This is a genomic window from Micromonospora sp. CPCC 206060, assembly GCF_036906895.1.
Taxonomy (GTDB): Bacteria; Actinomycetota; Actinomycetes; order Mycobacteriales; family Micromonosporaceae; genus Micromonospora.
The window spans coordinates 14,166-31,117 of sequence record NZ_JBAKHU010000020.1 but is presented as its reverse complement, the minus strand read 5'-3'; the positions used below and the strand labels follow the sequence as shown (position 1 = coordinate 31,117).

The 16,952-nt window shown below is 73.1% G+C and carries 11 protein-coding genes; 2 read left to right on the top strand and 9 right to left on the bottom strand.

Annotated elements, in window-relative coordinates:
* The first annotated feature begins 10 nt into the window (after positions 1-10).
* Positions 11-199: a hypothetical protein gene (locus V6U90_RS15135; protein WP_334436047.1), complete on the top strand. Its 189-nt coding sequence runs from the start codon at positions 11-13 to the stop codon at positions 197-199.
* Positions 200-348: 149 nt separating this feature from the next.
* A complete protein-coding gene (locus tag V6U90_RS15130) occupies positions 349-1,023 on the top strand; it encodes a TetR/AcrR family transcriptional regulator (protein WP_334436044.1) in 675 nt (224 codons plus the stop codon).
* Positions 1,024-1,036: 13 nt separating this feature from the next.
* On the opposite strand, the gene V6U90_RS15125 is transcribed toward V6U90_RS15130, so the two are convergent.
* The 9 genes from V6U90_RS15125 to V6U90_RS15085 all read right to left on the bottom strand — a co-directional run bounded on the left by V6U90_RS15125 (position 1,037) and on the right by V6U90_RS15085 (position 16,826).
* On the bottom strand, positions 1,037-2,272 hold the full coding sequence (locus tag V6U90_RS15125) for a beta-ketoacyl-[acyl-carrier-protein] synthase family protein (protein ID WP_334436041.1): 1,236 nt from the start codon (positions 2,270-2,272) through the stop codon (positions 1,037-1,039).
* A complete protein-coding gene (locus tag V6U90_RS15120) occupies positions 2,269-2,526 on the bottom strand; it encodes an acyl carrier protein (protein ID WP_208813523.1) in 258 nt (85 codons plus the stop codon). The genes V6U90_RS15125 and V6U90_RS15120 overlap by 4 nt, the downstream gene beginning before the upstream one ends.
* A gap of 116 nt (positions 2,527-2,642) precedes the next feature.
* Positions 2,643-5,168 (bottom strand): aminotransferase class III-fold pyridoxal phosphate-dependent enzyme, encoded by a 2,526-nt coding sequence (locus V6U90_RS15115; protein ID WP_334436036.1) that lies wholly within the window; start codon positions 5,166-5,168, stop codon positions 2,643-2,645.
* Positions 5,165-7,630, bottom strand: coding sequence for a hypothetical protein (locus V6U90_RS15110; protein ID WP_334436034.1), 2,466 nt, complete (start codon positions 7,628-7,630; stop codon positions 5,165-5,167). Before V6U90_RS15110 ends, V6U90_RS15115 begins: the two co-directional genes overlap by 4 nt.
* 104 nt (positions 7,631-7,734) lie before the next feature.
* Entirely contained in the window at positions 7,735-8,946 is a 1,212-nt protein-coding gene (locus V6U90_RS15105) for an acyl-CoA dehydrogenase family protein (RefSeq protein WP_334436032.1), read from the bottom strand.
* A gap of 19 nt (positions 8,947-8,965) precedes the next feature.
* The gene (locus V6U90_RS15100; protein WP_334436029.1) at positions 8,966-10,678 is read right to left on the bottom strand and encodes a class I adenylate-forming enzyme family protein; all 1,713 of its coding nucleotides are present in this window, start codon (positions 10,676-10,678) and stop codon (positions 8,966-8,968) included.
* Positions 10,675-12,642: a CoA transferase gene (locus tag V6U90_RS15095; RefSeq protein ID WP_334436027.1), complete on the bottom strand. Its 1,968-nt coding sequence runs from the start codon at positions 12,640-12,642 to the stop codon at positions 10,675-10,677. Before V6U90_RS15095 ends, V6U90_RS15100 begins: the two co-directional genes overlap by 4 nt.
* A gap of 378 nt (positions 12,643-13,020) precedes the next feature.
* Positions 13,021-15,267: an MMPL family transporter gene (locus tag V6U90_RS15090; RefSeq protein WP_334436025.1), complete on the bottom strand. Its 2,247-nt coding sequence runs from the start codon at positions 15,265-15,267 to the stop codon at positions 13,021-13,023.
* Positions 15,264-16,826, bottom strand: coding sequence for an MFS transporter (locus V6U90_RS15085; protein WP_334436022.1), 1,563 nt, complete (start codon positions 16,824-16,826; stop codon positions 15,264-15,266). The genes V6U90_RS15090 and V6U90_RS15085 overlap by 4 nt, the downstream gene beginning before the upstream one ends.
* Positions 16,827-16,952: the final 126 nt, after the last annotated feature.

The following is a 16,952-nucleotide window of genomic DNA, read 5'->3' as shown; positions in this document are numbered from 1 at the left end:
CGTCCGGACGGTGCTGGTCCTCGGGGTGGACGCGCCCGGGGCGGGCAACCACGAGCGGCACGACATGGCGGTCACCCGGGAGTACCACGCGGCCCTGCCGGCCGCCGTCCGGGACCACCTGACCTGCCGGGTGGTGGACGTGCTCACCCCGATCCGGCAGAAGCACACCATCGAGGGCCTGGTGATGGGCCTGGAGTGACCGGGGCACGGTGCCCGGTGGCAGCCGTCCGGGGCCGCCTGCGTGCCCGGCGCGCCGCCACCCGGTAAGGTTTCCGCGATCACCGCCAGTCGCAGCCGGGAGTCGCCGGGTGACGTGTGGGTGACCGGCGAACGAGGGAGGGGCACCGGGTGCCTGGCGAGCAGCGGCGGGAGCGGACGCCGATGGGTACCGCCCGCCAGAAGATCCTCGACGAGGCGCTGCGACTCTTCGTCAGCCAGGGGTACCGGGCGACCACCATCAAGGAGGTCGCCGCCGGGGCCGGGGTGGCCGTGCAGACCGTGTACTTCACCTTCGGCAACAAGCGCGCCCTGCTCAAGGAACTGGTCGACCGGAACGTGGCCGGTGACGACGAACCGGTCCCGACCCTGCAACGCCCCTGGGCGCGGGAGGCCGTGGAGGAACCGGACCCGCAGCGGCAACTGGAGATCCAGGTCCGGGCCGCCGGGGCGATCTACCGCCGGGTGGCGCCGCTGCTCCAGGTCATGCGGGACACCGCGGGCAGCGAGGACGAGGTGGGCGAGCTGTGGCTCCACAACCAGAAGCAGCGGCGGGCCGTGCAGCGCCGCCTGGTCACCGCACTGGCCCGCAAGCACCCGCTGCCCGAGGGCGTCTCGGTGTCCCGGGCCACCGACATCGCGTACGCGCTGCTCGGTCCGGAGATGTACCACCTGATGGTCACCGAGCGGGGCTGGCCGGTCGCCGAGTGGGAGCGGTGGGTGCTGCGGATGCTGCGTACCGAACTGCTGGGTGACGGCCGGGCGGACCGGCACGACGGTGCCGCCGCGTCGGCGGCGGCACCGTAGCCTCCGGTGGCGGTCAGGCCCGGGTGAACGCCAGCACCACGTTGTGGCCGCCGAAGGCGAAACTGTTGGACAGCACCGCCGTCACCTTGGTCTCCCGGGGCTCCCCGGTCACGAAGTCCAGCCCGAACGCCGGATCCGGCCGGTCCAGGTTGAGCGTCGCGGGCACCGTCGAGGTGAGCAGCGCCTGCACCGACGCCACCGCCTCGATCGCCCCCGCCGCACCGAGCGCGTGACCGGTCTGCGACTTCGTCGACGACACCGGTACCCGGGCCGCCGACTCGCCCAGGGCGGTACGCAGCGCCTGCACCTCGGCCGCGTCGTTGTACGGGGTACCGGTGCCGTGCGCGTTGACGTACGACACGTCGGTCGGGGTGAGCCGGGCCCGGCGCATCGCCGCGTCCAGTGCCCGGGCCGCCCCGGCCCCCTCAGGCTGCGGCATGGTGATGTGGAAACCGTCCGCGGCCCGGCCGTAGCCGGCGAACTCCGCCAGCCCGGTCGCGCCCCGGGCCGCCGCGTGCTCCTCGGTCTCCAGCACCAGGATCGCCGCCCCCTCGGCCAGGACGAACCCGTCCCGGTCGGCGTTGAACGGCCGGCTCGCCCCGGCCGGGTCACCGTCGCGGGTGGACAGCGCCCGCATCCGGCCGAAGCCCGCCAGGACCTGCCGGGCCAGCGGGGCGTCCGCCCCACCGGCGAGCACCACGTCGGCCTCCCCGGTCACCAGCATCTGGTGCGCGGTGACCAGCGCATCCGCCCCGGAGGCGCAGGCGGTGACGGTGGCGCCCACCGGGCCGGTGAAGCCGTACTCGATGGAGACCACCGCGGCGGCGCTGTTGTTCATGGCCCGGGGGATGAACCGGGCGCTGACCGCCCCCGGCCCGCCCGTGGCGTACGCCTCACCGGTGGCGCTCCAGGTCTCCATGCCGCCGACCCCACTGCCGACCACCACCCCGACCCGGGTCCGGTCCAGGGTGGCCGGGTCCAGCCCGGCGTCGTCGAGCGCGAGCCGGGCCGCCGCCAGGGTGAGGTGCGCCAGCCGGTCGGTGACCGCCAGTTGGCGCCGGCTCGGCGCGAGATGGTCGGGCAGGTCCACCTCACCGGCGATGCCGACCGGCAGTCCGTCCGGGGAGCACCGGGTGAGCCGGCGTACGCCGCTGCGTCCGGCGAGTTGCCCGCGTAGGAACTCCTCGGCGCCGACCCCGATGCCGGTCACCGGGCCCAGCCCGGTGACCAGCACCCGCGTCGCGGTCACCGAAGGGCCCCGACCGGGCTGTGCCGCAGCAGGACGTCGACGACGTCGGCGATGGTCTGCACCGCCTCGATCTCGGCCGGGTCGAGCCGGGTGCCGATCTGCTTCTCCAGGGCGCTGATCATCTCGACCGCGTCGAGGGAGTCCATGCCGAGGTCCTCGCGCATGTTCGCCCCGGCCACGATCTGCTCGGCGTCGAGGCCGAGGTGGTCGGTGAGGATGTCACGGACCAGGGTGAGGGCGTCGTCGTGGTTCATCGTGTGCCTTTCTCAGGTGTACGTCCGGTGGACCGGTGGTCCCACCGGTGGACAGGTCGGGGCGTGCGGTGGCGAGGACGCCGGGTCAGGCGCCGTGCGGTGGTGAGGACGCCGGGTCAGGCGCGTGCGGCGGCCAGGTCGGCGAAGAAGGACAGGTCGGCGGCGACGGCGCCGACCGCGCCGACGAACCGGTCCGCCTCGGCCTCGGTGAGGATCAGCGGCGGTTGGATCCGCAGTACCCGGCTGCGGTTCGCGGTGACGTAGGTGAGGATCCGGTGGTTCTCCGCCAGGCCCCGCACCACCCGCAGGCAGAGCAGGTCACCGAGCATGCCCTCCAGCGCCGACGCGGTCTGCGCCAGCGCCCGGCGGGCGTCGACCGGCAGCCAGGCCGCCACCTCGTGCAGCTCGCCCGGGAGCCGGGTGAGCAGGTCGTCGGCGAGGGCCAGCCCGGCACCGGACATGTCCGCGTCGAACGCGATCGCGTTCATCATGCCGATGCCCCGTACCTCCCGGACGAACGAGTACGGTGCGCACGCCTCGGTCAGCTTCTCCCGTAGTAGCCGGCCGATCCGTTCGGCCCGGGCCGGAATGTCGAAGTAGGCCAGCGCGTCCAGGGTGGCCAGTCCGGCGACGGCGGCGAAGTTGCCCCCGCCGAAGGTCGAACTGTGCTGCGCGCACCGGTCCGGGCTGCCGTACGCGGCGTCCCACAGGTCCGCCCGGACCAGCGTCGCGCCGATCGGGACCAGACCGCCGGAGAGGGACTTGGCCAGGCAGATCACGTCCGGTTCCAGGCCGTCGTGCTCGGCGGCGAACATCGTCCCGGTACGCCCGAGCCCGGTCTGGATCTCGTCGAGGATGAACACCGCGCCGGCCCGGCGGCACAGCTCCTGGGCCCGCCGCAGGTAGCCGGTCGGCGGCAGGATGACCCCGCCCTCGCCGAGTACCGGCTCCACGATGAACGCCGCCGCGCCGTCGAGCGCGTCGGCGAGGGCCTGCTCGTCACCGAAGCGCACCGCCACGCAGTCGGGCAGCAGCGGACCGAACGGGTCGCGGTGCGTGGCCCGGCCGGTTACCGAGAGCGCGCCGAGGGTCTTGCCGTGGTAGCTGTTCTCCACGTACACCAGTCGTTTCCGGCCGGTGCCGGCGCGGGCGACCTTGAGGGCCGCCTCCACCGCCTCGGTACCGGAGTTGCTGAAGAAGACCCGCCCCAGCTGTCCCGGGGCGATCTCGCAGAGCCGCTCGGCCAGTTCCGAGGTGTGTACCGGCATCGAGACGTACTGCACGAAGCTCGGCGCCCCGGAGTCCAGGAAGCCCCGGAGCCGGTCCACCACGGCCGGCGGGTTGTGCCCCAGGTTCAGGCAGCCGTACCCGGCGACGAAGTCCAGGTAGTCCACCCCCTCCGGGGTGGTCAGCGTGGCACCGCGCGCGGAGGAGAAGACGTGGTCGATACCGTGGCCGCGCATGAAGTCGGCCATCGGCGGGTTGACGTACCGGCGGAACCGCTCGGTGGTCTCCTGCCGGATGTCCCGGCCGCCGAGGTGCCCGGCGGCGCCGGTACCGGTGGTGCCGTCGCCGTGGTGGACCGCGAGCTGCTCGATCTGCTTGTCGGACACCAGCCGGCCGAAGCTTGCCGCCGGTAGCGCGCTGAACCCCTGCCGGCGGGCCAGGACGCCGATCTCGCGGACCCGGTCCGGGTCCAGCTCCCGCCCGAGCGACCAGTGTTCGGCCCGCTCCTCCAGGGCCAGCACGATGGTCTCGGCCAGGCACCCGTTGAGCTGCCGGGTGGGTGCCGGCAGCGGCCCCTCGGTGGCGAACAGCCCACCGGGCGCGGAGACCATGCCACCGTCGAGGACCAGCACGTCGCTGCGACCGCGCGGCGGTTCGGCCACGTCCCTGGGCAGGGCCACGTCGATCACCACCGAGCCGGGTAGCAGCCGGTCGGTGTCGATGATGCCGCCGCTGGACGAGGCGGCCACGAAGATCCGGGACCGCGGGTACGACATCGACACGTCGGAAAGGAAACGGACCCGTTCCCGCTGCTCCTCGGTGAGGTAGCGGACCAGCGAGTCGAGGTTGCTCGCGCTGCGCCGGTGCACCACGTCGACCTGGTGACCGTCGTCGAGCAGCAGCTTGGTGACGACCAGCCCGATCGAGCCGGGGTAGCCGATGACGGTGACCCGGGTCTGCTCCGGGGTGCGCCCCAGCAGCCCCACCGCGTGCCGGACCAGCTCGTGCGCCGAGTGCGAGGTCAGCGAGTTGCCACTGGTCAACGCGACGTTGCCGACCCGTTCGGCGGTCCACAGGCCCCGGTCGCCGACGATGGAGCTGGCGCCGCCGAGGCCGACGATCTTCGCGCCCTCCTTGGCCAGCTTGCGGATCTCCTCCACCACGTGGTCCGCCGCCGCGCCGTGCTGGCGCAGCATCTGTTCGGCGGTGTACGGCAGGTACCGCACGTCGCCGGTGCAGTGTGCCCCGGTCGGTGCGGTCAGCGACCGCAGCAGCGGTACCGGCAGCGACCCGCGCTGCCGCTCCGGTTCCGGCCAACCGGGCCGCCGCCCGACCAGGTCGGTCACCAGGGCCGCGGCGTGCACCAGGTGGCGCTGACCGGTGGTGGTGGGATGGGCGAGGAATCCGAACTTCACCGTTTCTCCTGTCCATGGGTGGCCGGTACGCCGCCGCTGCGCGGCCGGCTCGGGGCGGCGTGCCAGCTCCGTGCGGAGAGCAGGCTCAGCCCGTCACCCTCGTTGTTGTGGGCCAGCAGGACCGTGTAGAGGTTCACCGCGCCGGGTCGGGTCAGCTCGGCGCGCAGCAGCACGTCGTCGACGTCGTCCAGGCGACGGTGGGTCACCGGGGTGGTGCCGAAGACCCGGTACCAGTCGTCGTCGATGAGGTTGAGCACCGTGGTCTGGTTGCCGGTCGGCGCACCGGCCCGGGCCTCCCGGTAGGTGCGGATGATCGAGTGCCCGCCGTTGCAGAGCCGGAAGATGCTCAGGTTGCCCCGCAGCCGGTGGCCCTCCACGCAGAGTTGCTGGATCAGTGACGGCATGATGTCCGGCACCAGGGCGGCGGCGCCGTCCCCGACGAAGGCCAGCACGTTGTCGTCCCGGGTGAGCGCGATGGTGGGGATGGCCTGCAACGCGTCACCCATCAGCGCCCGGCCGTACCAGCCGGAGAAGCCGGGACCGGTGCGGACCAGGTTGCGCACCGCCGCCGCCCCGCCCCGTCCCACGTCGTACACCCCGGTGTAGCGGTAGTCCTCGTACCGGATGAGCTGCTCGATCACCGCGTTCAGCCGGTGCAGGAAGTAGTTGACCGACATCGGCCGGCTGGGCAGCAGGGCCAGCGGGTCCGGCACGTCCGTCGCCGCCCGGATCGCCTGCCGGCGCAGGGCGAGGACCTGCGGGTCCACGTCGAGCCGGTCCCGGACCGCGCGCAGGAAGTCACCGACCCGGGCCGGTACCGCGTGGGTGGCGAACGGCGCCAGGTGCGCCGGGTTCGCGGTCACCTGCACGGTACGTAGCTGCCGGGTCAGGGCCCGCTCGGAGAACGGCGAGCAGACCTCCGAGATCCGGCTGCCGAGGAAGAACAGGTACTGCTCGTCGCGGGGCCTGAGCCGGCCGTCGCGGTGCAGGTAGTCGAAGACCCGGCCGCTGAAGCCGTACATGCCCAGGGTGCCCAGGTACTCCTCGACCGGACGGCCGTCCCGGTACGCCGACACGGTGCCGGGGCGGGCCAGCGAGTCACCGAGTGCCGCGCCGACCTCACGGGCGACCGCGTGCACCAGCTCCACCTCGTCCGGGTCGGCCGCTCCGACCTGCCAGAACAGGGTCGCCGGGGTCTCGTTGAGCAGCCGGACCACCGGGGTCAGCGCATCGTCGGCGACCACGGTCACCGGCCGGGTGACCGGTGCCGGTCGGGGCGGTACGGGCGGCGGGGGAGCGCTGCTCTCCAGCACCGACGGGGTGGCCAGCAGGACGACCGGTCCCTCGGCGGCGTCGTACGCGGCGAACGCCTCGGCGAGATCGGTGGCCAGGTCGGCGGTGCGGTTGAGGTAGACCGCCGGGATGCGGCGGGCCCGCAGCACCTCCCGGGTGTCCTCGTCGGTGTGCACGGTGCCCTGGAACGGGTACCAGCGGTCCGGGAAGGAGTCGGCGACCACGATGAACCCGCGCGCCCCGGCCTGCCGAAGGTTGGCCAGGGTGCCCCGGAACTCGTCGACCATGCCGCTGGTCACGACGATCAGGTACGGCGCGCCGTCCAGTGTCCAGCGGGCCATCGCCCCGGCGGCGAGACTGTGCTCGCTCGGCCCGCGCAGCACCGGGTTGCCGGTGTCCCGGGCCCGCCGTTCGAGGTCCTCGATCAGCGCGGCCACCACCGAACCGGTGTAGTAGTGCAGTCCCCAGCGGTTGCCCGCCCGGTCGGTGAGGAAGGCGTGCAGGGCGGCGCCGAGGGTGCGTTCGGCGGTCCCGCCGACCGTCGGCGCCGGTCGGGCGTAGCGGGTCTCCACCAGGTCGGCGAGCGCGCAGGCGGTGTCTGCGGCCAGGATCCAGGTCTCGGTGGGTAGCTGCCGCAGGGTGTACCGGGCGACCGGCTGGACGTGGTGCTTGGCCGGCTCGTCGTAGACGTGGACCGTGCAGGGCGCGCACTCCGCCGCGACGGCGGTGGGCAGGGCGGCGACGACCCGCTCGACGGCCCGGTCGGCCTCGCCCCGGAAGGCGTCGCAGGCCAGGCCGGCGCCCTCGGCGTCGACCAGCAGCAGCGCCAGGCGGCACGGCTGCCGCCGGTGCGCCGCGTCCACCACCGCCGGCACGTCATCCAGGGTCGGCGCGGCCAGCAGGTGCAGTTCGGCGGCGCCGAGGACGTCGGCGACGAAGTCCCCGGCCCGGCCGACGATGTCGGCGTACTCGGCGGGGGTGTGACCGTCGGTGACGGGTGTGGGCGGGTCGGCGGGGACCGGCGGGTGCAGGCGTACCGGGCTGCCGACGGTCAGGTCGGTCAGCCCCTGCCGGACCCCGGCGAGAAACCCGGGCCGACCGCCGACGGTCACCACCAGCAGGGCCGGGGGGCCGGACGCGGGTCCGGGCGGGCTGTTCTCGTTGTGCATGGCTCTTCCCCTGGAAGCGTTCCCATCGCTGGTGCCGGCGCGACACTGAGCCGGCACCAGCGGTCGGGGTCAGTGGGTGGACCGCGTCCGCGACGCGGCCCCGGTCACGACGTGGGTGGTGCCTGGCCCGTGCGCGGGCGCGGCGGCGTCGGCTCGGGCCGGGCCAGCAGACGGCGGGCGACGGCCTGGATGTGCACCTCGTCCGGGCCGTCGTAGATCCGGGTGGTCCGCGCCTCGCGGAACAGCCCGCTCAGCGGTGTGTCGTCGCTGAGCCCCTCGGCGCCGTAGACCTGGATCGCCCGGTCGGTGACGTGCTGGAACATCCGGGAGGCGACCACCTTCGCGGCGCTGACCGCGGTGGCCACCTGCGGGTCGTCGGCGTCGAGCAGGGCGGCGGCGTGGTGCAGCATCAGCCGGGCCGAGGTGATCTCGGTGTAGCTGTCGAAGACGTGTAGCTGCATGAGCTGCTTGTCACCCAGCAGGTCCGTCGAGGTCCGCCGGGTGCGCAGCCGGGCGCACATCAGGTCGTACGCCCGCTGTGCCTGCCCGACCCAGGTCAGGGCCCGCAGCAGCCGGCCCAGGGAGAGCCGTTCCATGGCCATGCCGAACCCGCCGCCCTCCGGACCCAGCAGGTGGCTGACGGGTACCCGCACGTCGTGCAGCCGGACCTCGGCGTGCCCGCCGGTGTCCCCGAGCAGCGGCAGATCCCGGACGATCTCGAAGCCGGGCGCGTCGGTGGGCACCAGGATCATCGAGAAGGCGGTCCGGTTGGACGCCCCGGCCGGACCGGTCCGGCAGAACACCGTCATGAAGTCGGCGCCCCGGACCTTGCAGAACCACTTCCGGCCGTTGATCACCCACTCGTCGCCCTGCCGGCGGGCGTTGGTGCGCATCTGGAGCAGGTCCGAGCCGGAGACACCCGGTTCGGTCATCCCGTAGCAGGGGGTGATCGCCCCGGTGAGCAGTGGTTGCAGGTACTGCTCGCGCAGCCACGGCCCGGCGTGCCGGTGCAGCATGGTCAGGTCGAGCAGGCTGGCCGAGCCCAGCACGGCCGGGCCCTCCAGGTAGCTCCCCTCCACCTCGGCGATGTGTGCCCAGCCGGCCCACGGCAGGCCCCGACCGCCCAGTTCGACCGGCCGGGCGGCGCCCCAGAGGCCGTGTTCGGCGGCCAGGTCCCGCAGCTCGGCGACGAGCTTGCGGCGCTCGTCCGGCCCGGCGGTGCGCAGGGCCGGCTCGACCGGCCGCAGGTGTTCGTCGAGGAATCCGCGCACCTCGTCGCGGAGCGTCCGGATCTCGTCGGAGATGATGGCGTCCATCGGTGTCCCTCCCGCCGGTTCAGGCCGGTACCGGCACGTCGTGGGCCGGTCCGCCCGCCGGGGCGCCCGGCTGGCTGAGCACGGTCTCCCGCTGGTCGGTGAAGAGCTGGGCCAGCTTCGGTTTGTCGACCTTGCCGGCCGCACCGAGCGGTAGGTCGTCGACGACGACCAGGCGTTCGGGCAGCTTGCCCTGCTCCAGGCCGAGTCCGGTGAGGAACGTGGTCAGCTCGGTGAGGGCCGGGGTGCTCCCGGCCTCCGGCACCACGATCAGGCCGATCCGCTCGCCGAGCACCGGGTCGGGTACGCCGAGACAGATCGCGGCCCGCACGGCCGGGTGCCGGGTGGCGAGCAGTTCCACCTCCACCGGGCTGATGTTCTTGCCGCCCCGGATGATGATGTCCTTCATCCGGCGGACCACGTTCAGGTAGCCGTCGGTGTCGATGAACCCGAGGTCACCGGTGCGGACCCAACCGCCCTGGGTGCGGTAGCGGGCGTCCAGTTCGGGAGCGTTGACGTAGCACATCGGGGAGAGCGGCCCCCGGCAGATCATCTCACCCTCCTCGCCCTGCGGGACGTCGTTGCCGTCGCCGTCGACGATCCGGAACCGGGCGATCCTCGGATCGGGCCTGCCGACCGTGGTGTGTACCTTGGCCTGCGGGTCGTCCAGGTCGGTGTAGCAGTTGACCCCGTCGGCGGAGCCGTACAGGTTGACGAAGTTGCAGTCGAAGCGCGCGATGCACTCCTCGATGGCGCTCGTGTCGATCTTGGAGCCGCCGCTCACCACGGCCCGGATGCTGCCGGTGTCCACTTCGGCGAACTCGGCGCTGCCCAGCATCAGCTGGAACACCGCCGGTACCCCGAAGACGTGGGTGGGCCGGTGCTCCCGGACCGCCCGGGCCGCAGCGGCCGGGGAGAACTTGCGGACCAGGATGAGCGTGCCGCCGTGACAGGCGATGGTGATGAACGAGCCGAGCGATCCGTACGAGGTGCCCAACGGCGGCAGGAACAGGTTGCGCAGCGGCGACACGCCACCGGAGATGCCGTTCATGAACGCACCCCGGCCCCCGGCGAGGGCGTTGTGCGAGTAGAGGATCATCTTGGGCTCGGCCTCGGAGCCGGAGGAGACCAGGATGCGTACCGGACCGTCCGGGTCGCCGTCGACGATCCACTCCGGCAGCGGGGCGGCCGGGTCGACCCGGTTGCCCCGGTCCATCACCGGGTCGGCGGGCAGGCAGCCCGGGTGCTCGCCGCCGATCACGAAGACCGAGCGCAGCGCGGGCAGTTCGCCGCGCAGCGAGTCGAGGGTCGCGGCGTAGTCGAAGTTGTCCCAGTGCACCGGGGTCACCGTGGCGGTGGCCCGGGACCGGCCGAGCAGGGCGAGGGTCTCCCGGCGGCCCCGGCCCGGCGGGTACGGCAGCACCACCGCGCCGATCGCGGCGACCGCCAGGTCCACCACGCAGGACCGCCAGCCGTTCGGCTGCTGGCTGCCCACCACGTCACCGGGGCGTACCCCGGCGGAGTGCAGGGCCGCCGCGAAGGAGAGCACCGCGCCGTACAGTTCGGCGTACGTGGTGGTGCCGTCGTCGCAGATCACCGCGGCCCGGTCCGGGTGGGCGGCGACCCGCTCGCGGAACAGGTCGAACAGCGTCCGGTCGGGGTACAGGCCCAGAGCCGCCCACTCGCGGCGCAGGTCCGACGGGACGAGGTCGTGGGTGCTGAGGGAACCACTCACGGCAGGAACCTCCACGGTGCGCGGACGAAGCAGGCGCCCTCGTTGGTCAGGGCGGCGGTGAAACGGGGGTCGGTGCCGAGGTGGTCGAGTTCGGTGGTGACCTCGGTGGCGGACAGGCCGGCGGCCCGGAGCCGGGCCGCCAGGTCGGCGCTGTGCTGCCCGGCGGTGCGGTTGACCAGGTGTGCCGGGTCCCGACGGGTCGCGTCGAGCCCCAGCGCGGTGAACAGGGCGGTCACGTCGGCGTTGGTACCGATCCGGACGGCGACCGCGCCGTCGGTCGTGGTCAACGGCCGGTCCCAGACCTGCCAGGGCGGCGGTTCGTCGCCCACCGCGGCCCGCCGGCCGGTGTACGACTGGAGCTGGGTGGCCGCGCCGAGCAGCGAGGTGTCGACGAGCTGCCCGACCCCGTCGCGCTGCCGGGCCAGCAGGCCCACCAGCACGCCCTCGGTGCAGAGCAGCCCGCCGAGCACGTCGAGCAGGGTCATCAGCGACGGCCGGGGCGGGTTGTCGTCGGCGAAGACCTGGGTGGCCAGACCGGAGTAGGCCTGCACCATGAAGTCGGTGCCCAGCGGCGGTTCGCCGGTCACCTCGTCGCCCCAGGCGGAGGCGTACGCGTAGACGATGCCCGGGTTGACCCGGGCGAAGTCGGCGGCGCCGAGCCCGAGCCGTTCGGCCCGGCCGGGCAGCCAGTTGTGCAGGAACACGTCGGCGTCGGCGACCAGGTCACGCAGCCGGTCCCGGTCGGCGGGATCCTTGATGTCGATCTCGACGGTCTCCTTCGTCCGGTTCAGGGCGAGGAACCGGGAGGAGACGTCACCGAGCATGGGGGGCATGCCGCGCAGCGGGTCACCGCCCGGCGGCTCGATCCGGATCACCCGGGCACCGAGGAGTCCGAGCAGGTGCGCGGCGAGTGGGCCCTGTACCCGGCGGGTGGCCTCCACCACGCAGAGCCCGGCCAGCGGGGCGTGCGCGGTCGGGGTACCCGGACGGGGCGGCAGGCCGGTGGCGGCGACCCCCGGGTGCGGCCGGACCGACCACGGTGGCAGCGGCCGCCGGGCGACCTCGGCGCGACGGTCCGCCTCGCTGCGGATGGGGCAGAGACTCACCCCGGACTCCGCGGCGACGGCCACGATCCGGGTCCAGGGGTACCGGCGCAGGGTGTCGTGCAGCTCCAGGGGTACTGCCGAGGTGGCGTTGGCGTAGCGCAGCAGCATCGGCCGCCAGCCGCGCCGGATCGCCGACTCCGGCGCCTCCAGCAGCGACCAGAACCGCTGCCACGGGCCCGCGTCGAGGGTTTCCAGTTCGAACCGGACACCGTCGGCGCTGAGGAACGGCGGACGCCGTCCGGCCAGCGGTGAGGCGGGTGGGGCGTCGTCGTCGCCGTCGGTGGTGGCCACCGCGAGGTACTGGCTGACCGTCAGCAGGGCGGTCTGCGCCACCGAGGTCTCGACCCGCCGGATGTCCGCTCCGGCCCGGTTGGCGTGCACGGTGGCCAGGACCGCCTGACCGGCGACGATTCCGGCGGCCACCGAGGCGTAGTCGACCGCGATCCGGCTCGGCCCGCCCTCGGCCCGACCGTGGACGGCCATCAGGCCGCAGGCTGCCTGGACGCCCACCTCGTCGGTGAGGTCCCGGTCGACCGGTCCGGCCCAGGAGACCGCGCAGCCCAGCTCGGTTCCGCCGGTCTCACCGGTCAGCCGGAGCTCGTCGCCCCCGCCGGCGGTGATGCCGTCGGTCTCGTCGGGCTTGCGGGTCGCGCCGAGCAGCTCCAGGTGCCCGATCAGTGTCGCTGTCGCGGTCAGCGAGGCGCCACCGGAGACGACCATCCCGTCCAGCAGCCGGGGTGTACCCGGGACAGTGGCGTCATCCGGGGCGGTCGTGCCGCCGTGCCCAGTCAGCGCCGTTTCCCGACAGTCGGGGTCGTCCGCTTCCGGTACGCCCCGATGGTCGTTTCTACCCATCATCACCGCACCCGTTCGCTCGCAGGAATCGACTGAAGAGGCACCGGCGTGTCCCGGTCCACCGGCCGGTGGAGGGTCGACGTGCCGGATGACGGCACGTCGCGCCGGTGCGTGCCGGTGCTGGTGCGACCGGCGTCACTCCTCGCCTCGGAAGCAGTGAATCGGTTGCCACCGTAGGTGAACACCCCTCACTGACGCCGGTGGACGGTCCCGGAGCCGGATGTGGGGTGCGGGGCGGGGAACCCCTTAACCGGAGGTGGTCGGCACGGGTTTTTCTGTGGCGGGTTAAGGGTTGTCAGCCGACGGGCCGTCACCATGCGGGTGCCCGCCCGCTGCGGCCGGCAGGGAGGCCGTAGCGGGCGGGCGGTCACGCGGGACGGGTCAGGAGTCGCGAAGACCGATCCGGCGGTGCAGCCGGGCGAGCGGACCGGGGGCCCACCAGTTCGCCCGACCGGCCAGCCGCATGAACGCGGGTACCAGCACCGCCCGGACCAGCAGGGCGTCGGTGATGACGGCCAGCGCCAGCGCCACCCCGAGCAGTTTCAGCAGGGAGAGCTGGGAGGTTGCCAGGGACACCATCACGCTGGCCACGATGACCGCCGCCGCGCTGATCAGGCGGCCGGTACGGGCCAGGCCGACCGCCACGGCCCGCTCGTTGTCACCGTGGCGGACGTACTCCTCCCGCATCCGGGAGAGCATGAAGACCTCGTAGTCCATGGAGAGACCGAAGGCGATGCAGAAGGCCAGCACCGGGATGGTGACCTCCAGGTAGCCGGTGGCGGTGAAGTCCCCGACCAGCCACTTCAGGTGCCCGTCCTGGAAGACGTAGACCATCACGCCGAAGGTCGCGGTCAGGCTGAGCAGGTTGAGCACCAGCGCCTTGACCGGTACCAGCAGCCCGCCGGTGAACAGGAACAGCAGGATGAAGGTGCTGATGCCGACGATCGCCAGCGCCCAGGGCAGCATGCCGCCGACCACGCCCTTGGTGTCGACCAGGGTGGCACTGGGACCGCCGACCAGCGCGGGTACCGGGCCGGACAGGTCCCGTACCTGTTCGACGACCCGCTCACCGGCGGAGGAGAACGGGGCCACGTCCAGCACGACGTTGAGCCGTACGCCGTCCGGGTTGACCATCGCGGTGTGCGCCGGGGTGGCCGGCATGGCCTGCGTTCCGTCGGCGTACCGGCCGGTCGGTCCGTCCACGTGGGTCACGTGCGGCAGCGCCGAGATCCGCTGGACGTAGCTGTCCAGCCGGGCGTCGGCGGTACCGCCGGGCAGGGCGACGGTGAGCGCGTCGATGGCGTGCGAGTCGAAGTCGCGCTCCACCGCGTTGGCGGCCCGGGCGGCCGGGGCGTCGGCGGGCAGCACGTTGGCGTCGGCGAGGCCGAACCGGACCTGCGTGAACGGCAGCGCCAGGGCGACCAGCAGCAGCATCACCGGACCGGCGGTCAACACCGGACGGCGCATCACCATCCGGGCCAGCGTCGACCAGAAGCCGGCCGCGCGGAGGTCCCGGTCCGCCCGGGCCCACGGCAGCGACCAGCGGAACGCCTTCGGGCCGAGCACGGCGAGCACGGCCGGCAGCACCACGACCGCGGCGACCGCGCCGAACCCGACGACCAGGATCCCCGAGTACGCCAGGGAGCGCAGGAAGAACAGCGGGTAGACCAGCAGCCCGCACATGGACAGCGCGACGGTGCAGGCGGAGAAGAGCACGGTCCGCCCGGCGGTGGCCACCGCCACCACGACCGCCTGGTGACTGTCCCGACCCAGGGCCAGTTCCTCCCGGTAGCGGGTGACGATGAACAGGCTGTAGTCGACGGCGAGGCCGAAGCCGAGCGCCGTGGCCACGTTCAGCGCGAAGACCGACACGTTGGTGATCTCGGCCAGGGGGGTGAGCACAGCCAGGCTGCCCAGCACGGCGATCGCGCCGACCACGGCGGGCAGGCTGGCCGCGACCACCGAGCCGAAGACCAGCAGCAGGATGACCAGGGTCAGCGGGGTGACGATCAGTTCGGCGCGGATCAGGTCCCGCTCGCTCTGCTCGATGATCTCCCGGTTGACCTGGCTCTCCCCGGTGGCCTGCACGGTGAACGGCAGGTCCCGGTGGTCGAGTTCGGCCATCAGTTCCTTGGCGTGCCCCTGCCGTTCGTCCTCGGCGCCGACCAGGCGGACCAGGATCAGCGCGGACCGGCCGTCGGTGGAGCGCAGCGCCGGTTCCCCGGTGTTCCACCACGACTGCACCGCGGCGGTGTCGGAGCGGGCGTCCAGCTCGCTGGTCAGTCGGGTGCCGGCATCGGCCACCGTGGGGTCGTCGGCGGGCCGGTCGGCGGTGAGCACGAGGACGAGGTCCGCGGTGCCGGCGCCGAACGAGTCGGCGAGGAACCGCGCGGCCCGCTGCGACTCGGCGTCCTGGGGGATGTAGCCGCCGTTGACCAACCGGTCCGAGACGGTCCAGCTCAGCCCGGCGGCGAGCAGGGTGAACAGCAACGACAGGACCAGGGTGGCGCGGCGGTACCGGACGACCGTGGCGCCGAGACGGGCGAGCAGCCCGCCGGGGATCGGCGGAAGGTCGTCGCCGGTCGGGCGGTCGGGTGCCGGCCGGGTGAGTTCACTGACGGCGGTCACGGCCGTCCTCCCGTCTGCTGGGCCGCCGGAACCGTCGTGGCGGCATGGTCGTGGTCGTCGTCGGCCGGGTCCCCGGTGCCGGTCACGGTGGCGTCGGGCCCGGTGTCACCCGGGGGTGTGGCGTCCCGGTCGGTCGTGGCGTCCCCGTCGGTACCGCCCGCCGGCCCGGTGGCCGGCTGCGGCGCCGGCTTGGGCAGCAGCAGTGCGGCGGCGACGAGGGCCAGCAGGTTCACCACGGCGGCACCGACCAGGCCGATCCGGAACGTGTCGTGGTCGATCGGGGCGCCGGGTGCGGTGGACTGGCCGGCGAGCGCGGTACCCAGGGCGGTCAGCACCACCACCCCGACCCCGCCGCCGAGCCGCTGCACCGTGTTGACCAGCGCCGAGGTGACACCGCTGTCCGCCGGTTGCACGGCCCGCATGGCCGGGACGGTCACCCCGACGAAGGCCGCCGGGATGCCGAAGGCCACCAGGATGCCACCGGGCAGGACGTCGATGAGGAAGTTCGGGTCGTCCGGCACCCGGGCGTAGTAGAGCAGCGCGAGGGTGAGGCTGGTCAGCCCGATCAGCAGGACCCCGCGTGGGCCGAACCGGTCCAGCATCCTCGGCAGCACGACGGTGGCCACCGTGACCACCATCAGGCCGATCGGCAGGATGGCCAGCCCGGCCTCCAGGGCGTTGTACCCGGCGACCTGTTGCAGGTGCAGGGAGAGGAAGTAGAACAGCGCCAGGTGGGAGATGCCGACCAGGAAGCTGGCCAGCAGCGATCCGTTGACCGCCCGGGAGCGGAACAGCCGCAGCGGTACCAGCGGGTCGGCCACCCGGGACTCGACCATCGGGAAGAGCGCGAGCAGGGCCAGACCGCCGATGAGCGCACCGGCGTGCAGCCAGGTGAAACCGCCGCCGCCCTCGCCGAACGCGGCCACCACCAGCAGCATGCCGAGGGTGATCAGGGTGGCGCCCCCGGCGTCGAGCCGGCGTCCGGTCCCTGGTTCGTCCCGGGGCAGTACCCGCCAGCCGAGCACCAGCACCAGCAGGCAGAGCGGCACGTTGATGAGGAAGACCGAGGGCCAGCCGGCCAGTTGGGTGAGGATGCCGCCCAGGGCAACGCCGGAGGACGCCCCGGCGGAGCGCATCGCGCCCCAGATACCGAAGGCGCGGTTGTACTCGGGTGTGCCACCGAAGACCGTCTGCATCATGGCCAGCGCGGTCGGCACCAGCGCGGCGGCGCCGAGCCCCTGCACACCGCGGGCCGCGATCAGCACCAGCGGGCCGGTGGCCAGCGCGGCGACCAGCGATCCCACGGTGAACAGCACCAGGCCGGTCAGGTACACCCGGCGTCGGCCCCGGGTGTCGCTGGCCCGGCCGCCGAGGACCAGGAAGCCGCCGAAGACCAACTGGTAGGCGGTGACCACCCAGGCCAGTTGTCCCTCTGTCATACCCAGGTCGGACCGCATCGACGGCAACGCGATGTTGACGATCGCGATGTCGAGGAAGACCAGGAACTCGACCGCGGTCAGTAGGCCAAGGATCAGCCAGCGGTCACGTTTTTCGTGCACGGGCACTCCCGCTCGTCTGTGGAACTCTCAGTGTAGTCGAACACTAGAGCTTCACTCTAGTAAAAGTGGCCGGACCGGGGCCCGGATGGGTGTTTGTGGGGTGCGGTCCGGGTGGTGACCCGGACC